Origin of the sequence: Alcaligenes parafaecalis, from assembly GCF_026344135.1 — a bacterium.
GTDB lineage: Bacteria > Pseudomonadota > Gammaproteobacteria > Burkholderiales > Burkholderiaceae_B > Alcaligenes > Alcaligenes parafaecalis.
Genome location: NZ_JAPKNA010000002.1, coordinates 467,364 through 485,944 on the forward strand (window position 1 = coordinate 467,364; position 18,581 = coordinate 485,944).

Annotated in this window: 17 protein-coding genes; 9 read left to right on the top strand and 8 right to left on the bottom strand. The window is 56.0% G+C overall.

The features are described 5' to 3' along the window. Positions 1–2: 2 nt before the first annotated feature. Positions 3–1,478 carry an efflux transporter outer membrane subunit gene (locus tag OSH09_RS09045; protein WP_266120794.1) on the top strand — a complete coding sequence of 492 codons (1,476 nt, stop codon included), beginning with the start codon at positions 3–5 and terminating at the stop codon, positions 1,476–1,478. A 107-nt stretch (positions 1,479–1,585) separates the two neighbouring features. On the opposite strand, the gene OSH09_RS09050 is transcribed toward OSH09_RS09045, so the two are convergent. The 3 genes from OSH09_RS09050 to OSH09_RS09060 are packed head-to-tail and all read right to left on the bottom strand — an operon-like array spanning position 1,586 to position 4,168. Then, the gene (locus OSH09_RS09050; protein ID WP_266120795.1) at positions 1,586–2,311 is read right to left on the bottom strand and encodes a spermine/spermidine synthase domain-containing protein; all 726 of its coding nucleotides are present in this window, start codon (positions 2,309–2,311) and stop codon (positions 1,586–1,588) included. After that, positions 2,308–3,309: a Nudix family hydrolase gene (locus OSH09_RS09055; protein WP_266120796.1), complete on the bottom strand. Its 1,002-nt coding sequence runs from the start codon at positions 3,307–3,309 to the stop codon at positions 2,308–2,310. Before OSH09_RS09055 ends, OSH09_RS09050 begins: the two co-directional genes overlap by 4 nt. Further along, the gene (locus tag OSH09_RS09060; RefSeq protein ID WP_266120797.1) at positions 3,302–4,168 is read right to left on the bottom strand and encodes an ATP-binding protein; all 867 of its coding nucleotides are present in this window, start codon (positions 4,166–4,168) and stop codon (positions 3,302–3,304) included. The genes OSH09_RS09055 and OSH09_RS09060 overlap by 8 nt, the downstream gene beginning before the upstream one ends. 173 nt (positions 4,169–4,341) lie before the next feature. Between OSH09_RS09060 and ispB the strand changes: the two genes are divergently transcribed. The 3 genes from ispB (at position 4,342) to OSH09_RS09075 (ending at position 7,825) form a co-directional block, all read left to right on the top strand. Further along, on the top strand, positions 4,342–5,307 hold the full coding sequence (gene ispB / locus OSH09_RS09065) for an octaprenyl diphosphate synthase (protein ID WP_266120798.1): 966 nt from the start codon (positions 4,342–4,344) through the stop codon (positions 5,305–5,307). A gap of 256 nt (positions 5,308–5,563) precedes the next feature. Then, positions 5,564–6,784 (top strand): sodium/glutamate symporter, encoded by a 1,221-nt coding sequence (gene gltS, locus OSH09_RS09070; RefSeq protein ID WP_266120799.1) that lies wholly within the window; start codon positions 5,564–5,566, stop codon positions 6,782–6,784. Between the two features lie 237 nt (positions 6,785–7,021). Then, positions 7,022–7,825, top strand: coding sequence for a formylglycine-generating enzyme family protein (locus OSH09_RS09075; protein ID WP_207872250.1), 804 nt, complete (start codon positions 7,022–7,024; stop codon positions 7,823–7,825). 8 nt (positions 7,826–7,833) lie between these two features. Here the strand turns inward: OSH09_RS09075 and OSH09_RS09080 are convergent, their stop codons facing one another. After that, entirely contained in the window at positions 7,834–8,532 is a 699-nt protein-coding gene (locus OSH09_RS09080) for a Crp/Fnr family transcriptional regulator (protein ID WP_222668847.1), read from the bottom strand. Further along, positions 8,525–10,066 carry a nitric oxide reductase transcriptional regulator NorR gene (gene norR / locus OSH09_RS09085; protein WP_266120800.1) on the bottom strand — a complete coding sequence of 514 codons (1,542 nt, stop codon included), beginning with the start codon at positions 10,064–10,066 and terminating at the stop codon, positions 8,525–8,527. Before norR ends, OSH09_RS09080 begins: the two co-directional genes overlap by 8 nt. A 306-nt stretch (positions 10,067–10,372) precedes the next feature. Between norR and OSH09_RS09090 the strand changes: the two genes are divergently transcribed. From OSH09_RS09090 to OSH09_RS09100, 3 genes are all read left to right on the top strand, one after another. Continuing rightward, entirely contained in the window at positions 10,373–12,652 is a 2,280-nt protein-coding gene (locus OSH09_RS09090) for a nitric-oxide reductase large subunit (protein WP_266120801.1), read from the top strand. A gap of 206 nt (positions 12,653–12,858) precedes the next feature. Next, positions 12,859–14,004, top strand: a complete 1,146-nt coding sequence (nirK, locus tag OSH09_RS09095) for a copper-containing nitrite reductase (RefSeq protein ID WP_266120802.1) — start codon at positions 12,859–12,861, stop codon at positions 14,002–14,004. A gap of 197 nt (positions 14,005–14,201) precedes the next feature. Further along, positions 14,202–14,531, top strand: coding sequence for a c-type cytochrome (locus OSH09_RS09100; protein WP_222668844.1), 330 nt, complete (start codon positions 14,202–14,204; stop codon positions 14,529–14,531). Between the two features lie 24 nt (positions 14,532–14,555). On the opposite strand, the gene OSH09_RS09105 is transcribed toward OSH09_RS09100, so the two are convergent. The 3 genes from OSH09_RS09105 to OSH09_RS09115 all read right to left on the bottom strand — a co-directional run bounded on the left by OSH09_RS09105 (position 14,556) and on the right by OSH09_RS09115 (position 16,693). Continuing rightward, on the bottom strand, positions 14,556–15,350 hold the full coding sequence (locus OSH09_RS09105; RefSeq protein ID WP_266120803.1) for an exodeoxyribonuclease III: 795 nt from the start codon (positions 15,348–15,350) through the stop codon (positions 14,556–14,558). A gap of 72 nt (positions 15,351–15,422) precedes the next feature. After that, complete coding sequence (locus OSH09_RS09110; protein ID WP_266120804.1) at positions 15,423–16,232, bottom strand: DODA-type extradiol aromatic ring-opening family dioxygenase; 810 nt, start codon at positions 16,230–16,232, stop codon at positions 15,423–15,425. A 59-nt stretch (positions 16,233–16,291) separates the two neighbouring features. Next, complete coding sequence (locus OSH09_RS09115) at positions 16,292–16,693, bottom strand: DoxX family protein (RefSeq protein ID WP_266120805.1); 402 nt, start codon at positions 16,691–16,693, stop codon at positions 16,292–16,294. 220 nt (positions 16,694–16,913) lie between these two features. Here OSH09_RS09115 and OSH09_RS09120 point away from each other — a divergent pair, with 220 nt between their 5' ends. Together OSH09_RS09120 and pyrE are read left to right on the top strand one after the other, a co-directional pair. Further along, positions 16,914–17,804: a LysR family transcriptional regulator gene (locus OSH09_RS09120; protein WP_207872241.1), complete on the top strand. Its 891-nt coding sequence runs from the start codon at positions 16,914–16,916 to the stop codon at positions 17,802–17,804. A 53-nt stretch (positions 17,805–17,857) separates the two neighbouring features. Further along, positions 17,858–18,532, top strand: coding sequence for an orotate phosphoribosyltransferase (gene pyrE / locus OSH09_RS09125; protein WP_094197776.1), 675 nt, complete (start codon positions 17,858–17,860; stop codon positions 18,530–18,532). Positions 18,533–18,581 lie beyond the last annotated feature (49 nt).

The following is an 18,581-nucleotide window of genomic DNA, read 5'->3' on the forward strand; positions in this document are numbered from 1 at the left end:
ATATGCCTATTTCTACTGCCACGATGTTTCCGCGCTTTGCACTGGCTGGGATGGTGCTGCTCTTGTCCGCATGTGCTGTTGGACCGGATTATCAACGACCTGATGCGCCGCTTGGCGAGCACTTTCGGGAAGAGGTACGCTCCACGGCCTGGAAGCAGGCGGAACCGGCTGATTTGAAGGATCGGGGACCCTGGTGGGAAAGCCTGAGTGACGGCGTGCTCAACGCCTTGATGCAAAGCCTGAACGAGCAGAACTTCACCTTGCAGCAAGCACAGGCACGCGTCCGTCAGGCGCAAGCCACCTTGTCCAACACGCGCTCGACTCAGTTCCCGCAAGTGGGCAGTTCGGTCGGCACGACACGGCGTGGCAGTGGCTCGGGCGATACCAGCCAAAGCAGCAGCGCTTACGACGCCAGCATCACCGTGAATTGGGAAGTGGATTTGTGGGGGCGAATTCGTCGTCAGGTCGAGGCGGGTGATGCGGGTCTGCAAGCCAGTGCTGCTGATATGGCCGCTACCCGTTTGAGCCTGCAGTCTCAATTGGCGCAGACCTATTTGCAGTACCGCAGTGTCGAATCCAGCGAACAAGTGCTGGATCAAACCGTGGCCGCCTACGAGCGTTCTTTGCGGATTAATCAGAATCGCCTGGACGCCGGTTTTTCGGCACCGGGAGAGGTGGCGGCAGCGTTGAGCCAACTTGAAGGTGCCCGCACCCAGCGCTTGGCTCTGAATCGGGAAAAAGCCACGTATCAGCACGCGATGGCCGTCTTGGTAGGCCGTGCGCCATCCCAGTTTGAAGTGGTGCCTAATGCGCCTTGGCCGGTTGCCCCGGATGTACCCGTGGGCTTGCCGTCCAGCTTGCTGGAACGTCGTCCGGATGTGGCTCGTGCCGAGCGACGCATGGCGCAGGCCAATGCTCAGATTGGTGTGGCCAAAGCGGCGTGGTTTCCCAGCCTGAGCCTGAAAGCCAGCGGGGGTTTCAGCAGCAGTGATTTAAGCGAGTGGTTGACGGCCCCTGCGCGTGTCTGGTCCTTGGGACCTGCTTTCGCCCTGACCTTGCTGGATTTTGGCGCACGTCGTGCTCAGGTTGAGCAGGCCGAGGCCAGCTATGACGAACAATTGGCCGCCTACCGTCAGACGGTGCTGGATGCGCTGAAAGAAGTGGAAGATGCCTTGTCTGAGCGCAATGGCCTGGAACTGGAGCAAGCCAGCCAGGCGCGCTCTCTGGCTGCCGCACGCGAGTCCTTGCAACTGACGCGTAACCAGTTTGATGCTGGTCTGGTGGACTTCCTGAGCTTGGCGCAAACCCAGGCCACGGCTTTGTCGGCAGAGCGACAGGCTTTGGACCTGGAGTCTCAACGTCTGCGGGCTTCAGTCAAGTTGATGGTGGCCTTGGGCGGCGGCTGGGATGTAGCGACAGGTCTGAATCCCGAAGAGCCGAAAGCTGTAGCGGCTGATCCAGCCGCCAAAGCAGAATAGCGTCGGCCTGACTGGATCTGCTCTAGTCAGGCTTTGGGCTTAGCTTGGCTTGGCTGTCATTCAACAGCGATGCCCGCATCATCGCTTGAAGGTCCACGGAAACCGCCTCAGTCCTGATCCATCCAGGCATACAGCCCATCTACCCATTCTTTGCCGTCTGCCAAGCCTAAGGTGGCGTGAATCAGCTCGGCCCGTTCATACAGATCATCAAAATCAATTTGTGGTGGGTCGGCAAAGGCCAGAGCAACCAGGTTGCCATCGTGCGTTTCAGGCAACCAGACCACGGCCGGGAAACTCTCTTGCAGTGCATGCAGATTACGCGCATGTACCAGCTCTGACCCCAGCAAATTCACCGTCAGCAGTCCTTGCGGGCCCAGCGCTTTGCGGCAGGCTTGATAAAAGGCTTCGCTTTCCAGCGCAGGGTGCTCGGCCTGATCGGAATACACGTCAATTTGTAGCACATCCAGTTCGCCATGCACGGCATCCAGATAGTCCAGCGCGTCTACCGTGTGTACGTTCAGGCGCTCGTCGTCGGACGGCAGATTAAACAGCAGACGACTGGCTTGCACGACTTCCGGGTTGATTTCCACGGCGTCGATACGCGTCTGGGGGAAGTGCTGGTAGCAAAAGCGCGTCAGGCTGCCTGCGCCCAAACCAAGCTGGGCAATGCGACGGGGTTCGGCCTGGAACAAGGTCCAGATCATCATCTGTCGGATGTAGTGCAGCTCTAGCTGATCGGGCGCATCCAGGCGCATGGCGCCCTGCACCCAGGCAGAGCCCAGGTGCAGGTAGCGTACGCCTTCGTGTTCCGAAATAGTGACGTGTGGCGTCATGCCGGATCGTTGTCCAACATATGGCGAATACCGGCAATACCGTGTGCGCCGTGCTCGCGTGCGTCGGCCAGGGTGTGGGCCGATTGTCCGCCGATGGCAAACACAGGGAGGCCAGCGTTTTCTGCCAGGCTGGCAAAACGGGCCCAGCCCATGCCGGGATCGCCGGGATGGGAGGAGGTTTCCAGGACATGGCCCAGAACCAGAAAGTCCGCCTGGATTTTGCGGGCTATTTCAATATCACTTTCATTGTGCGTGGACATGCCGATCAAGCCTTTGCTGATCGCAGGAAATGTCGTCAGGGTGTCGTGACATTTCGCGGACAGGGCTTGAGCATCGCTGGCGCGCAAATGCACACCATCGGCATGGTCCCACCAGCTCTCGGGGTGCAGGCTATTGACCAGGCAGCGGGCTTGGTAGCGCTGGCACAGGTTCACCACTTGCAGGAACGCTTGGTGCAGATGGAATTCGGCATCGGGCCGGGCAGCCCAGGCTGGCTCACGAAATTGGACTAATGCCGGGCCTTGTTGCAGGGCATGTTCCAGTTGTTCCAGATAGGCGGGTAAGCGGGCCGGCTCGTCGATGTTGGTAATCAGATAGCGTTCGGGCAGTTGCAGCCATTTCAGCGGAGGCTCGGTGGCGGGCAGGACAGGGCCTACTTCCAGAGGACCTTTTGGGTTGACCCAGGCAAGCTCCTGGCCTTCCAGACACTGCGGTTCGCCTTCCCATTCCCGCACCAGGCAGAAAGAGAGTTTGACGAAATTCTTGGGGTATTCGTGTGTATAGGTGACCCAGGGGTGTGCTTGGGTGGTTTCAATGCCGAGTTCTTCGCGCAGTTCCCGTACCAGCGCCTGTATGACGCTCTCGCCCGATTCGATCTTGCCGCCTGGTAATTCCCACCAGCCTGGCCAGGGTTTGTCGGCTGGGCGTTTTCCCAGTAGCACTTGGCCGTGTTGGTTCAGTAAAACGCCAACGGCCACTTCCAGCGTGGGTTTAGACATGTCTAGCGGTCCAGTCTCTTGCAAATTGACGTGCTACCCGGCCTGAGCGTGAGCCGCGTTCCAAAGCCCATTGCAAGGCTTCCATGCGCGAGCTTTCAATGTGTTCTGCCGGGCAACCCGAAGCGCCAAGCCAGTAATACACAATGTCCAGGTAGTCGTCTTGTTTAAAGGGGTAAAACGACAACCATAGTCCAAAGCGCTCGGACAGGGATACCTTTTCTTCTACCGCTTCACCGGGGTGGATCTCGCCGTCTGCGGACGTGGAGGTACTCAGGTTTTCCTTCATGTACTCGGGCATCAGGTGACGGCGGTTGGATGTGGCGTAGATCAGCACATTGTCGCCGGGGGAGGCCAGGGAGCCGTCCAGCACGGATTTGAGCGCCTTGTAGCCTGCTTCGCCTTCTTCAAAAGACAGGTCGTCGCTGAAGATGATGAAGTGTTCGGGGCGGCCGCTGATCAGGTCAATGATCGTGCCCAGATCGCCCAGGTCGGACTTGTCTACTTCAATCAGGCGCAGGCCCTGGTCGGCAAATTTGGCCAGCATGGCTTTGACCAGCGAGCTTTTTCCCGTGCCGCGAGCGCCCGTCATCAAGACGTTATTGGCGGGTTTGCCAGCCAGGAAATGGCGGGTGTTGCGCTCGATAATGCCTTTTTGGCGTTCGATGTGATGCAGGTCTTCAGTGTGGATAGAGGCCACATGCTGAACACCTTCCAGCCAGCCGCGTGCGCCGTTGGTGCGCCAGCGAAAAGCAATGGCATCCCAGTTGATGGGGGGTGGAGCAGGGGGCAGCCAGGCTTCCAGTTGAGCAAGAACGCGCTCGGCCCGGCTGATCAGGGTACTTAGGTCTTGCGAACTCAAGACAGTCTCCGTTTCAGGGTTAAATGCTTATTATCGCTAATTTGGCATCTTTTTCTGCCATCACTGTTGCACCCGACGCGTAACAATGGGCCCAAAGCGATTCAAAATCGTATAATCATCCAGTTACGGTTGGCCGATATTGGCCCCCTCCCTTACTCGTCCGGAATTCTGTTTTGAACCTGTCCACCCTGATTGAACCTATTGCCGACGACATGAAGGCTCTTGATGTCGTCATTCGTGAGCGCTTGAATTCGGATGTGGTGCTGATACGCACAATCGGCGAATACATTGTTGGTGCCGGTGGCAAGCGCATGCGTCCTGCGCTGCTCTTGCTGGTCGCCCGCGCCCTGGCCTACAAGGGAACCACGCATCATTTGCTGGCTGGTGTGGTGGAATTCATCCATACCGCTACCTTGTTGCACGATGATGTGGTCGATGAGTCCGATATGCGTCGCGGCCGTAACACGGCCAATGCGGTCTACGGCAATGCGGCCAGCGTGCTGGTGGGTGACTACCTGTACTCGCGTTCTTTCGAAATGATGGTGCAGTCCAATTCCATGCCTTCCATGGCGGTTTTGTCGGCGGCCACCACCGTCATCGCCGAAGGCGAGGTGTTGCAACTGCTGAACGTACACGACCCGGACGTTTCGCTGGAGCGTTACCTGCAAGTGGTGCGCTACAAAACAGCCAAGCTGTTTGAAGCGGCCGCACAGGTCGGTGCCATTGTGGCGGGTGCTTCGGCCGAGATGGAAGAAGCCATGGCCGCCTATGGTCGCCACTTGGGTACGGCCTTCCAGTTGGTCGACGACGTGCTCGATTACACCGGCGATGCACAGGCATTGGGCAAAAACGTGGGTGACGATCTGCGTGAAGGTAAGCCCACCATGCCGCTGATCCGTGTCATGGAAGTAGGTACGCCTGACCAGGTTCAACTAATCAAGTCAGCGATTGAGACCGGCGATGCGGATTTTGCTGCCGTTGCCCAGGCTATCGAGCAGACCGATGCACTGACTTACACCCGTCAGGCGGCACAAGCAGAGGCTCAGTTGGCGGTAGAAGCATTGGCCGCCGTGCCAGACAGCGAGTTCAAACGAGTTTTACTGGATTTGTGCGCATTCTCGGTTCAACGAGATCGTTAAGCGCCGTACGAAATCAAGCCCGCCATCAGGCGGGCTTTTTTTGTAATAAGAACCTGAAAGTTACGTGTTTTCGCGTGTGTAGACAGCCGATCATGTTATTTTTCTAGCCCATTACTATGATTTCTGTGCGAGTCTTGCTTGTCTTTGACTGGCTCGCACCTGATTGATACGCGCTCTGAAGGATTTGGCTTTCACCTGTGCCATGCAGCAGACAGAGGCGTTGCCTTATCCAAAAGATGTAAGGAAATTCGGATAGATGAATATTCAACTCGATATTGCACAGACGGTCGGGATGGCCGCTGTTTTTCTCGTGATAGGGGAATACATAAAAAATCGCGTGGCTATTTTGGCCCGCTATTTCATTCCCAGTCCGATTATTGGTGGCCTGGTCTTTTCTCTGATCGCTTTGATCGGCTATCAAACTGGCTCTTTTACCTTTGAGTTCAATGACGATATACGCCATTTCCTGTTAATGGCCTTCTTCACCACAATTGGGTTTTCAGCCAGTTTTGAGCTGTTGAAAAAGGGCGGTGTTGCTGTTGCCCTGTTTCTGGGCTGTGCAGTCGGTTTGATCGTTCTGCAAAACATACTGGGCGTTTCTTTGGCGGTGCTGTTGGATGCCAACCCCTTGCTGGGTTTGGCCGCAGGCTCCGTGTCCATGACCGGTGGTCACGGTACCTCGGGTGCATTTGGTCCTTTGTTGGAAAAAGCGGGTGCTGTGGGAGCCTTACCCGCCGCCATTGCTGCCTCGACCTGGGGACTGGTGATGGGGTGTGTCATCGGTGGACCTTTGGGCAAGCGCCTGATGAGAAAACACAGTATTTCGGGGCCTGAGCCACATCGCCGTCATCGTCGCCAGCACGAAGGCAAAGAGGCACCTGCAAAAACGGTGACTGAAACCACCCGGGTTGAGGATGGTGGCTTTGATATGCCCGTTTACGCGGTCGTACTGCTCTGCGTTGCCATTGGTATTGGTAGCGTGATTATTGATTTTCTGGCTCACTACAAAATTGTCTTGCCCGAGTATCTGGGGTCCATGCTGATTGCGGCGGCTATACGCAACATTATCGACTGGCGTCGCTATCGCTTGCCCGAAAAAGAGTTTGAGACTATCGGTAATGTCTCCCTGGCTTTTTTCCTGGTCTTGTCCTTGATGATCATGAAACTGTGGCAATTGGCTGAGGTGGCAGGCCCCCTCCTGCTGATCTTGATCGCCCAGACGGTAATGATGTTTTTTTTCGCCAGCTACGTCACGTTCAAGGTCATGGGCAAAGACTATGACGCGGTTGTGATGTCGGCCGGGCATTGTGGTTTTGGTATGGGTGCCACGCCCAATGCCATGGCCAATATGCAAGCCTTTACTGAGGATAATGGCCCGTCGCGCAAGGCCTTCTTTGTAATTCCTTTGGTGGGATCTTTGTTTATCGATTTCTTCAATGCCGTCATCATCACGGGCTTCTTGAAGGTATTGAGCTAACACTGCGTTCCAGGCGCCTTGCGTTAACACGTAGCCTGATTCGCTTAGCCCTCAATCTGCCTGGACTCTTGTCCAGGCAGATTGAGGGCCGTTTTTTTGCGTGTTGGTTTTTGCTTGCGGTTTATTCACACTTCTAGCCCTGAAACTTATTGATCTGTTCTATCTTCTATTTGCCTTGGCGCAAGGACGCCAGGACGTAGCTGCGCTTCAATTGTGATTGTCTCTAGGGAGTGCACAATGCGAAGCCATGTAGTGGGATCAGTGCTGTTGGTGGCCATTCTGGCCGGATGTTCGGCTGGCGAGTCCAGCAATCAAGCCGGTCTGCCAGAACTGGTTGAGGTAGCCGGCCCGGCACGCGAGGTCATGCAGGCAGGCGAGTTCCTGCTGGATGGCCGCTTGATCGCATCAGATACCGTGATGTATGCCCCCGTTCCCACCTTGAAGGCCATGAAGTATCAGGTCAGCCAGTATGAGTACGACCAATGCGTCCGTGCCGAGCGCTGCAAAGCTGCCGATGCGGTTGGCCAAGGTCAGGCCAAAAATATGCCGGTGGTGGGGGTTAGCTGGCAGGACGGGCAGGATTACGCCGCCTGGCTAAGCGAGCGTACCGGCAAGAAATTCCGTTTGCCGGACTACCTGGAATGGAGCTACTTTGCAGACCAGAAAGTGCCTGAGTCGGCTCAGAGCGGTCTGGATGAAAACGAACAGGCTGCCTTGTGGCTGCAGGAATATCAGGACAGCTACAAGCGCAAGCAGGAGCAGGAAGTTCCCCTGGCCCCTTTGGGGCAGGGTGTCGCCAATGCGTATGGCGTCTTTGACGCCGGTGGTCAGGTCGCAGAATGGACCAATACCTGCCACGTGCGGGTACACCGCATCAGCATGCCGCGTGCTGAATCCCGCCTGGAAAACTGCGGTGTACGTACCTTGGGCGGGGAGCATATTGCGGTGATGCCCGACTTTATCCGCGATCCTAAAACCGGGGCGTGTTCGGTTGGGGTGCCACCGCGCTACTTGGGCCTGCGTCTGGTTACCGAGGACTAAGCCAGCGCTTAGCCCCGTTCCAGTACGGTTTGTGCAAATTTATCCAGGTCCGCAATCGTAATTTGCTTGCGGCCTGCCAGGATCAAACCCTGATGATCCCAACTGCTGACCACGCGGCTGGCTGTATACAAGGTGGTTCCGGCCAGATCCGCCAGATCTTGCCGGGTCACCGGAATACTCAAGGACGTCCCTTCCGCACCGCTTTGGCCTACTTGTCGAATCAGACGCAGCAGGCTGTGGGCCAGCCGTTGCTCCACCTCCAAACTGTGAATTTCCAGCAAGCGATCATCTGCATCGCTTAGCCTGCGTGCGACCGTGTCTTGCGCAGAGCTGAGCAGGCAGGGGAAGCGTTGAGTCAGACTGTCCCAGGATTTCTCTGGCCAGGCCAGGGCGGCACTGGTCGTCACGCTGATAGCGGTAGCCGGGTAGTTGCGACGGCGCAGGGCAGGGGCAATGCCAATTACATCGCCAGGCAAGGCAAAGCGCACCAGTAATTGCGAGCCGTTGGGCATGGTGCGTACGACTTTGATCAGGCCTTGCAGCAGTACATAAAAATGGTCGCTGCTTTGCTCTTGCCGAAAGACCTGGCTGTCCTTGTCGTAGTGGATCAGGCGTCCCTCTTGCCAGAGTTCGTCGATGCTGGCGGCATCCAGATCAGAGAAGACGGGCAGGCTGGCTAACAAGGAGGGGTAGGAAGTGTCAGTCATCACTTAAGCTTTCTGAGCGGGTTTTAAGCCCGAGTTTGCTGGCCAGCTTGTGCAGATTGCTGGGGTCTATGCCTAGCTGTCGGGCAGCCTGGCTCCAATTGCCTTCGTTCTGGTCCAGAGCTTGCCGGATCAACTGGCTTTGCAGTTGTTCAACGGACTGACGCAAGGACTGGTTAGGGGCTCCAATGGCCAGCTTGGTCCGTGCGACGGGCTCGTGGGTAGAAGGTAACAAATTGAGATTATCGGCGCTAAGTGTAAATATTTGGTTACGATCTGGCGTATCGACCAGCAGGCGGATGGTTGCTCGGCTGATTAAATGTTCTAGTTCGCGAACATTACCTGGCCAATGATAAGCCAGTAAAGCAGCTTCTGCGTCGGGTGAGAGACGAATTCCGCGCAATCCCAAACGAGAGCGGTTGGTTTCCAAAAAATGACCGGCCAGCAGCAGAATATCCTGGTGACGTTCGCGCAAGGCGGGGATGGTCAGGGGGAAAACCGACAGGCGGTGAAACAGGTCTGCCCGAAAACCGCCTTGGGCAATTTGCTGGCTCAGGTCCCGATTGGTAGCAGCGACCAGACGCACATTCAGTCGGATGGGGTGGTCGGCCCCCAGGCGTTGGATCTCGCCATTTTGCAAGGTACGCAGCAGCTTGGCCTGAATGGTTAAAGACAGCTCACCGATCTCATCCAGAAAGAGCGTGCCACCCTGAGCCGCCTCAAAACGTCCTGCGCGGTGTTCATGAGCGCCTGAAAATGCCCCTTTGACATGGCCAAACAACTCGCTTTCCGCCAGGGACTCTGGCAGAGCCGCACAGTTCACGTAGATCAACGGCTTGCTGTGCCGTGGGGAACGCTGGTGCAGACGCTGCGCAAACAGCTCTTTACCCACGCCAGTTTCGCCCAACAACAAAACAGGTAGCTCCGACGTCGCCACGGTGTCCAGAAGCTGAATCACCTCCAGCAAGGATTTGCTGTTGCCGATGATAGCGGCCGAGTTGTTGCGGGATAAATAATCGGGCGGCAAGGTGGACAGCAAACGCAGGCTGCGGTTTTCTTCTTCCAGTTCGCTGATGCGAATCGCACTTTCCAGCACCAGGCACCAGTGTTTCAGCTCGACCAGCATGGAGGCTGAAAAGGTGCCGGGTCGTAAGGCATCCAGGGTGAGTATCCCCCAGGGCGCACCTTGCACTTGCAAGGTCACCCCCACGCAATCATGCACGGGCAAGGGCTGCCCCAGCTTGTCATCCAGCAGGCCATCGTAGGGGTCGGGCAAGCCACAGTTGGGCTCAAAGCGGGTCAGGTTGGCCGTGCTCAGAATGCGGGCCAGCCGTGGGTGATCGGCAATCACAAAGTGACGCCCCAAAGTGTCGTTGCCCAGACCGCTGGCCGCCACGATGCGCAGTACGGTGTCGTCCAGTTTGAGCAGACCAGCCGCATCACAACCGAAGTGACGGGCCAGCAAATGAACCATGCGTTGCAGGCGTAATGGCCCCGGAATTTCGGTCGCAAGGTCGGCAATCAGGAGATCTAGCATGGGTGAAAAATACCCTTATGGTGAAAAATACCCAGTTTTGTGGGGGTAGTTTATACCCAGGCTGGTGGCAAACCATTGATCTATATCGTCTGCGACTTGGCACGGTCTTTGCTTTATAGGTTTTGTCATACATTTTTAAGGACTATGACATGACCCCCGAATTAGCAGAACATCGCTACCAAGCTTGTACTTCGGTCCGTCCCCCGCGATGGGGCCGTACCCAAACAGGTTTTGACCAGGTAGCTGGGCCGTGCCAGGACCTGTTTGGATTGGGTCGTTTGATTCATCAGCGAGACGGAGAAGAAAATGCGTAGCTACAAAAAACTATGGTGGTCCCTGGTGGCAGTCACCATGGTCACCTTTGCCATTCTGGGATGGACGGGTGTGGAGGTGTATCGTCAGGCACCTCCCATGCCCACCAAGGTAGTCACACCCGATGGCCGTGAATTTACCTCACAGGAACAGATCCACCGTGGCCAGTCCGCCTGGCAAAGTACCGGTGGGATGCAACTGGGTTCGATCTGGGGGCATGGCGCCTATCAGGCACCGGACTGGAGTGCAGACTGGCTGCACCGCGAAGCGCTGGCCTGGCTGGATCTGGCTGCCCAGAAAACTTATTCCCTGAGCTACGATCAACTGACCTCCAGTCAGCAGGCGACCTTGCGCCAGGAGTTGCAAGACGAGTACCGTCCCAATCGCATTGATGAAGCGACTGGCGTGCTGCAAATCAGTGAGCGTCGTGCGCAGGCCATCGATACGACAGCCCAGTACTACATTGACCTGTTTGGCGATGCGCCCGAGCTGAAATCCAGTCGCGAAAGTTTCGCCATGAAGGACAACACCTTGCCAGAGTTGCAGCGTCGTCAGGACATGACCCGCTTTTTCTTCTGGCTGTCCTGGGCCACCGTGACCGAGCGTCCCGGCACTACTGTCAGCTATACCAACAACTGGCCGCACGAACCTCTGGTGGATAACCATCCTTCCACCGCCAATATTGTGTGGTCCATTGTCAGTATCGTGCTCTTGCTGGCCGGTATCGGTTTCCTGGTCTGGATCTGGGCCTTTACACATAAAGATGAAGCGGCCCCCGTTGCTCCGGCCAGTGATCCGGTGTTGGCTTTTCGCCTGACACCTTCCCAGCGTGCCTTGAAAAAATATGCCTTTTTGACGGTTGCCCTGTTTGTCATCCAGGTCTTTTTGGGCGGCTTTACCGCGCACTACACCGTTGAAGGTCAGATGTTCTACGGCATTGACGTGTCGCAGTGGTTCCCTTATTCCTTGACCCGTACCTGGCACATTCAGGCGGCTTTGCTGTGGATTGCCAGTGGCTTCTTGACTGCAGGTTTGTTCTTGGTGCCCTTGATCAACGGCGGTGAAGATCCCAAGTTCCAGCGTTTGGGTGTGGATGTCCTGTTTGGTGCTCTGGTTGTCCTGTTCATCGGTTCTTTTGCCGGTAACTTCCTGGCGATCAAACACATTCTGCCGCCCGAGCTGAACTTCTGGTTTGGCCATCAGGGCTATGAATACCTGGATCTGGGTCGCTTCTGGCAGATCGTGAAGTTTATTGGTCTGGCTTTTTGGCTCTTGCTGATGCTGCGTGGCATGTGGCCTGCCTTGCGTCGCGACAAAGGCGACAACCACTTGCTGGTTCTGCTGACCATCTCCACCGTAGCCATTGGCCTGTTCTACGGTACCGGTTTGTTCTACGGCGAGCACACCAATATCACCATCATGGAGTACTGGCGCTGGTGGGTGGTTCACCTGTGGGTTGAAGGCTTCTTCGAGGTCTTTGCCACCGTGGCCATGGGCTTTATTTTCCTGACCTTGGGTTTGGTCTCCAAGCGCAGTGCCACCATTGCTGGTCTGGCTGCCGCCTCGCTGTTCCTGGTCGGTGGTGTGCCTGGTACCTTGCATCACATGTATTTCTCGGGCACGACTACGCCCATCATGGCTATCGGTGCTTCCTTCAGTGCTTTGGAAGTAGTGCCTTTGATCATGCTGGGTTACGAAGCCTTCCATAACTGGAAGATGCAAAAACAAGCAAGCTGGATGAGTGATCTGCGCTGGCCTGTCATGTTCTTTGTGGCTGTGGCTTTCTGGAACATGCTCGGTGCAGGTGTATTTGGTTTCCTGATCAACCCACCTATCTCGCTGTACTACATCCAGGGTTTGAATACCACTCCATTGCATGCTCACGCTGCCTTGTTCGGGGTATATGGCTTCCTGTCTCTGGGCTTTGTCTTGCTGGTGGTGCGTTATATCTCGCCAGAGGTGCGCTACAACGACCGTCTGATGAGCTGGGGTTTCTGGACGCTGAATATCGGTCTGGTTCTGATGATGTTCGTCAGCTTGCTACCAGCCGGGATTATTCAGGCCTGGGCCAGCATCTCGGAAGGCATGTGGTACGCCCGTAGCGAAGAGTTCATGCAACAGCCTATCTTGCAGTCCTTGCGCTGGTGGCGCACCTTGGGTGATGTGGTATTTATTGCCGGTGCCCTGATTGTGTTCCAGCAAGTATGGGTACGTATTTCGGCCGGGCGTCGTGGTGCTTCGGCGAATGCTGCAGGTGCAATAAAAACATCATGATGTTTTTACGAGACGGTTTCTTTCTTCTGTGAGATTCCGTCTATGAACAAAACCGCCTTCGGGCGGTTTTTTTTGTTGCTTATACGAGATGCTTGCGCTGCAGCAAAGAGTGCGCAGTCTGATTGCGGTCCAATACATTCAGTAACTGTTAGATCTGAATAACATTTAATCAGCAGGCATCACGCCTGGATCAAACCGGAGGTAGTATGGAACGTCGTCATTTCTTGAAAAGTGCTGGCCTAGGTGTCGCCGCAGGAACGACTTTGCTGGCGGCTCAAGTACAAGCCCGCGAGACGGCCGCACCACAAAAGAACGCGCCCTGGATGGCCGCGCGTACAGAAGCCCAGATCGCCAAGCTGGAGCGGGTCAAGGTGGATCTGGTTGCGCCTCCTATGGTCCACAAGCACGAGCAAAAAGTAGGCCCCGAGCCCCGTGTGGTGGAATTCCGCATGAGCATTGTCGAAAAAGAGATCGTGGTCGATCGCGACGGCACAACCATGCATGCCATGATGTTTGACGGTTCCATGCCCGGCCCCACCATGGTTGTGCATGAGGGTGACTACCTGGAGCTGACGCTGATCAATCCAGCCACCAACACCATGCCGCACAACATCGACTTTCACGCCTCGACCGGCGCGCTGGGTGGTGCCAAGCTGACCAACGTGAACCCTGGTGAACAAGCCACACTGCGCTTTAAGGCCGACCGCACCGGTACCTTTGTGTACCACTGCGCACCCGAAGGCTCGGTAGCCTGGCACGTGGTTCAGGGTATGCACGGTACCGTCATGGTGCTGCCACGCGACGGCCTGAAAGACTCGGCTGGCAATGCCTTGCATTACGACCGTGTCTACACCATTGGCGAATTTGACCTCTACATCCCGCGTGATGAAAAGGGCAACTTCAAAAAGTATGGCTCTTCGGCTGAAAGCTACGGCGACACCTTGGAAGCCATGCGTGGTCTGATCCCCAGCCACGTGGTGTTCAACGGTAAAGTCGGTGCCTTGATGGGCGACGGTGCCATGAAAGCAAACGTGGGCGAAACCGTCATGTTCATCCACTCGCAGGCTAACCGCGATACACGTCCTCACCTGATCGGTGGTCACGGTGACTGGGTTTGGGAGCTGGGCAAATTTGATGACCCACCAGCCAAGAACCTGGAAACCTGGTTCATCCGCGGCGGTTCGGCTGGCGTGGCGATCTACACCTTCAAGCAGCCTGGTGTGTACGCCTACGTGAACCACAACCTGATCGAAGCCATGGAACTGGGCGCAGCAGGTCACGTACTGGTCGAAGGCGACTGGAACGACGACTTGATGAAGCAAGTCAGCCCTCCCGGCCCCATCAAGGGCTAATCAGGGGGTAGTACCCGGTAAGCGGAATTGATAGACAGCGGTACCAATCAATTCCGCCTGGGTTTCAAAGCAGTACCTGGATAGTGATTAGCTAAGGAATAAGCAGGAGGTTCGAGCCATGAAAACCGGGCCTCTTGTTCAGAAAACGAAGTATCAGCCTGGCATGCGTTCATGCCGACTGTTTAAAGGGTAAACCCATGAGAACCTATCGACCCGCCACCATGATGTACTCCGCAATGGCCGCTTTGCTCTTGTTGGCTGCTGCACCCGCAGCTCATGCCGATTCGGAAGAAGCTCTCAAACTGTACAAGTCCTCGTGTATGGTCTGTCACGCATCAGGCATGGCCAATGCACCCCGTCTGGGCGATAAGGCTCGTTGGGAGCCCCTGATTGCACAAGGCGAGGATGCCTTGATGGAAGTGGTCATCAATGGCAAGGGTGCCATGCCACCGCGTGGCGCAGCTCCCAAGGCCACCGACGAGCAACTGCGCAGCGTCGTGCGCTACATGATTGAAAAGGCCAGCTAAGACACTGACCTTTTCAGACTGGGCTTACAAGCTCCAGTCGTAATCAACGGTTAGTGGCGCGTGGTCGCTGAAACGCTCTTCTTTATAGACCGTGGCACTACGCGCTTTAGCAGCAATACCTGGGGTGGCAATTTGATAATCAATGCGCCACCCCACATTTTTGGCCCAAGCCTGGCCACGGTTGCTCCACCAGGTGTAGCACTCGTCCGTGGTGTCAGGATGCAGGCTGCGGTACACATCCACCCAAGACAGCTCGCCCAGCACTTTCGTCATCCAGGCGCGTTCTTCAGGCAGAAAGCCGCTGTTTTTCAGATTGCCTTTCCAGTTCTTCAAATCGGCTTCGTGGTGCGCAATATTCCAGTCACCACAAATAATGAACTCGCGGCCTGTCTCGCGGTGTTCCTGCATCAAGCCACCAATCCACTGTTCAAAATGATCCAGAAAGCGGTACTTGGCGGTTTGGCGTTCGTCGCCAGAGGAACCCGAGGGCAGGTAGGCGCTGATCACACTGAGCTTGTCCCAGTCGGCGCGGATAATGCGGCCTTCGGCATCAAACTCTTCGCAGGCCATGCCTTCGGCCACGGTTTCTGCCTTGTGGTTCAAGTACAGGCCAACGCCGCTATAGCCTTTTTTCTGTGCATGGTGGAAATGCCCGTGATACTCACCAGGGTGAGTCAGATCAGGTGTCAGATCAGGCTCGCTGATCTTGATTTCCTGCATGCAGACAATATGGGGTTTCTGAGCTTCCAGCCAGGCGGGCAGGCCTTTACGAAAGGCAGCCCGAATACCGTTGACGTTTAACGAGGTGACGCGTAACACGTGGCAATTCTCCTTATAGCGTCAGCACTGTAACCCGTAATCTGCTTTGGTGTCAGTGGCCGTCAGAGCTTGTTACGTAGCCGAACCAAAGCGGTAGCTGGACACGGTCAAACCGCCAAAGGCCTGGGTTTCATGGTGGAAGCGATGCGCCGCATCTCCACGCGCAGCACCAGCCGCCACCATGACAGGAACCAAATGGTCTTCGCGGGGGTGAGCAATACGTGCGGCCGGGGCTTGTTCCCAATTCATCAAGGCCTGACGACGAGCGGCGGGATCGTCCAGGCTCAGGCTTTGGTGCAACCAGGCATCAAACTGGGCAGAAGGCTCTACACCGCCGGGCCCCATATTGCGCAGGTTGTGATAGCTCAGGCCGCTGCCAATAATCAGCACATCTTTGTCTCGTAAAGGGGCAAGTGCCTCGCCCATGGCGTAGTGCAGGGCAGGGTCGTAATTGGCGTGAATGGACAGTTGCACCATAGGCACTTTGGCTTGCGGATAAATTACATACGCAGGCACAAAGGCACCGTGGTCAAAGCCGCGTTCCGCATCTAGCCGAGTGGGCAGACCGGCACCTTCCAGCAGGCCACAGACTTGCTGCGCCAGTGCGGGATCGCCTGGTGCGGGGTAATGAATTTCATAGGTATGGGAGGGAAAGCCGTAGTAGTCGTACACCATGCTGGGCTGTGCGGCAGAGGCGACCAGTAAATTCGCCTGTTGAGCTTCCCAATGAGCGGAGACCATCAGGATCGCTTTGGGCGTACGGCCCAATTGGCGTGGAATATCCTGCAAGGCAGCACGCAGCGGAGCGTACATGGTTTGCGCTTCAGGCATCCAGGGCCAGGGTCCGCCACCGTGCGAGATGAAATAGGTGGGCATTGTCATGATGATGATCTCCTGCCCCTGCCCTGAGAGGGGCAGGGGATAAGGGGTTGAATAAGGCGTCAGGCTTTGCCGCGGCCAGCGTCTACGCTCCATGGGCCTGGGCCAGCAAAGGCCAGGTACAGGAAGGCAAAGCAGAAAAGAACGGCCGCTTCACCGCCATTCAGGATGGGGGTGGCAACGGTGCTGGCGCTGGCGTGGCCAATAAAGTAGGCGAAAGCGCACAGGCCGGAAGCAACAAAGGCAGACAAACGCGAGAACAGACCAATGACCAGCAAGACACCCAGGATCAGTTCCAGAATGCCCGCAACACCGTACATGGAGCTGATTTGCAGGTTGGCAAACATGTCTACTTTGGGGAAACCCAGGATCTTGGCAGTACCGTGTGTCAGCAGCAAATAACCTGTGACGATGCGCAGCAGGCTAAGGAGGCGAGGAGTCCAGCTAGAGATAAGGGCGCTCATGTATTTTCCTTTGGAAAGTTGACAGTATCGGTAAACAAAGCGCTTGGCCCGGTGTGGTGACAGAGGATCTGCGTCAATCATGACCTGGAGTCAGCCTGGTGCTGGTCCCGCCCATTCAAGGCCCAGACAGGCACCGGTGTAGCGCTCGTTTAAGATTAATCAATTACTATCAGGAAATAAACAGGCCTATTTTCATTAGTTACTTTCTTATTAGGAAAGCATGGATACGATTCAGAGTTTGCGGGTGTTCCGGGAAATCGTGGCGGCGGGCAGTTTTGCGGCGGCGGCACAACGTCTGGATATGTCCGCGCCTATGGTCAGCAAGCATTTGGCCAGTCTGGAAAAACAGCTTGGTACGCGCTTGCTCCATCGCAGCAGTCGTCGTTTGAGCCTGACGGAATTGGGGCAGACCTACTTTGATTATTGTTTGCAGGCGCTCGATACTCTGGAGCGGGGCCAGCAGGCTTTGTCGGGTCCAGAGCATCAGCCCCAAGGGGTGCTTCGGGTGACGGCGCCCGTGTGGTTTGCAAACCGCAAAGTGGCCCAGTTGTTGCAGGATTACCAAACTCGCTTTCCTGAGGTCACCCTGGATATGAGCTTGAGTAATCACAAGGTGGATTTGGTGGCAGAAGGTTTTGACCTGGCCCTGCGGGTCATGCGTGAACCTGCCCCGCATCAGATTGCGCGTCTTATTTGCCCCACACCGTTTCATCTGGTGGCCAGCCCGGAGTTTGTGGCCCAACATGGTATGCCGCGCAACTGTGCGGAGGTGATGCGTCTGCCTGCGATCAGTCCCAGTTATTTGCAGCAGCCCAGCTTCGAGTTTCTGGGGCCGGATGGGCCCGAGTCCTTGCGTCTGAATCCTTTTATGCGTTCGGACAATACAAATCTGACCTATTACAGCGCCTTGGGCGGAGCAGGGCTGGCCTACTTGCCTGAGTGGTTGGTAATGGATGATCTGGACAGTGGCCGTCTGCTGCGCCTCTTGCCTGACTACACTGAAGAGCTGCAGCAATTGCATGCCGTCTATGCCAGTCGTCGCTATTTGACGCCTAAAGTACGCAGTTTTATCGACTTCTTGTTAGAAGAGCTGGCCGAAGCTGGCAAGTGATGGCTAACAACACGCTAAAATGCCTTTCGTCTCTATCTTTTTCATACTCTGTCATGTCGGCTACTAACGATAATCGTCGTAATTTTGTGCGCTTTTCCCTGGAACAGGGAGTACTGCGCTTTGGGGAATTCAAGGTCAAGTCTGGCCGTTTGAGCCCTTACTTTTTCAATGCCGGCCTGTTCAATACGGGACGTAGCGTGGGCCAACTGGCTCGCTTCTATGCCCAGGCCTTGCTGGATTCGGGCGTGTCGTTTGACATGCTGTTCGGGCCTGCCTACAAAGGTATTCCATTGGCAGCAGCGACCTCGATTGCGCTGGCCGAGCATCCTCAAATCGGTGATCGTGACGTGCCCTTTGCCTTCAACCGCAAAGAAGCCAAAGACCATGGCGAAGGCGGCACCCTGGTGGGCGCACCCTTGCAAGGCAAAGTCGTGATTATTGATGACGTGATCACAGCGGGTACGTCCGTGCGTGAATCCATGCAGATCATCAAGGCTGCGGGTGCAGAACCTGCAGCGGTGCTGATTGCTCTGGATCGCATGGAACGCGCTGGTAATGACCAGGAACTGTCCGCACATTCTGCTGTGCAGGAAGTGGAACAGACTTACGGTATTCCAGTGATCAGCATTGCCTCGCTGGCGGACATCATGGCGGTATTGGCTGACGACACTACTTTGGCTGCTCATGCCCCTCAGGTAAAAGCCTACCGTGATCGCTATGGTGTTTGATCACCAGCCTTAGTTAGCCATATTGAGCAGTAAAAAAAACACCAGGCCA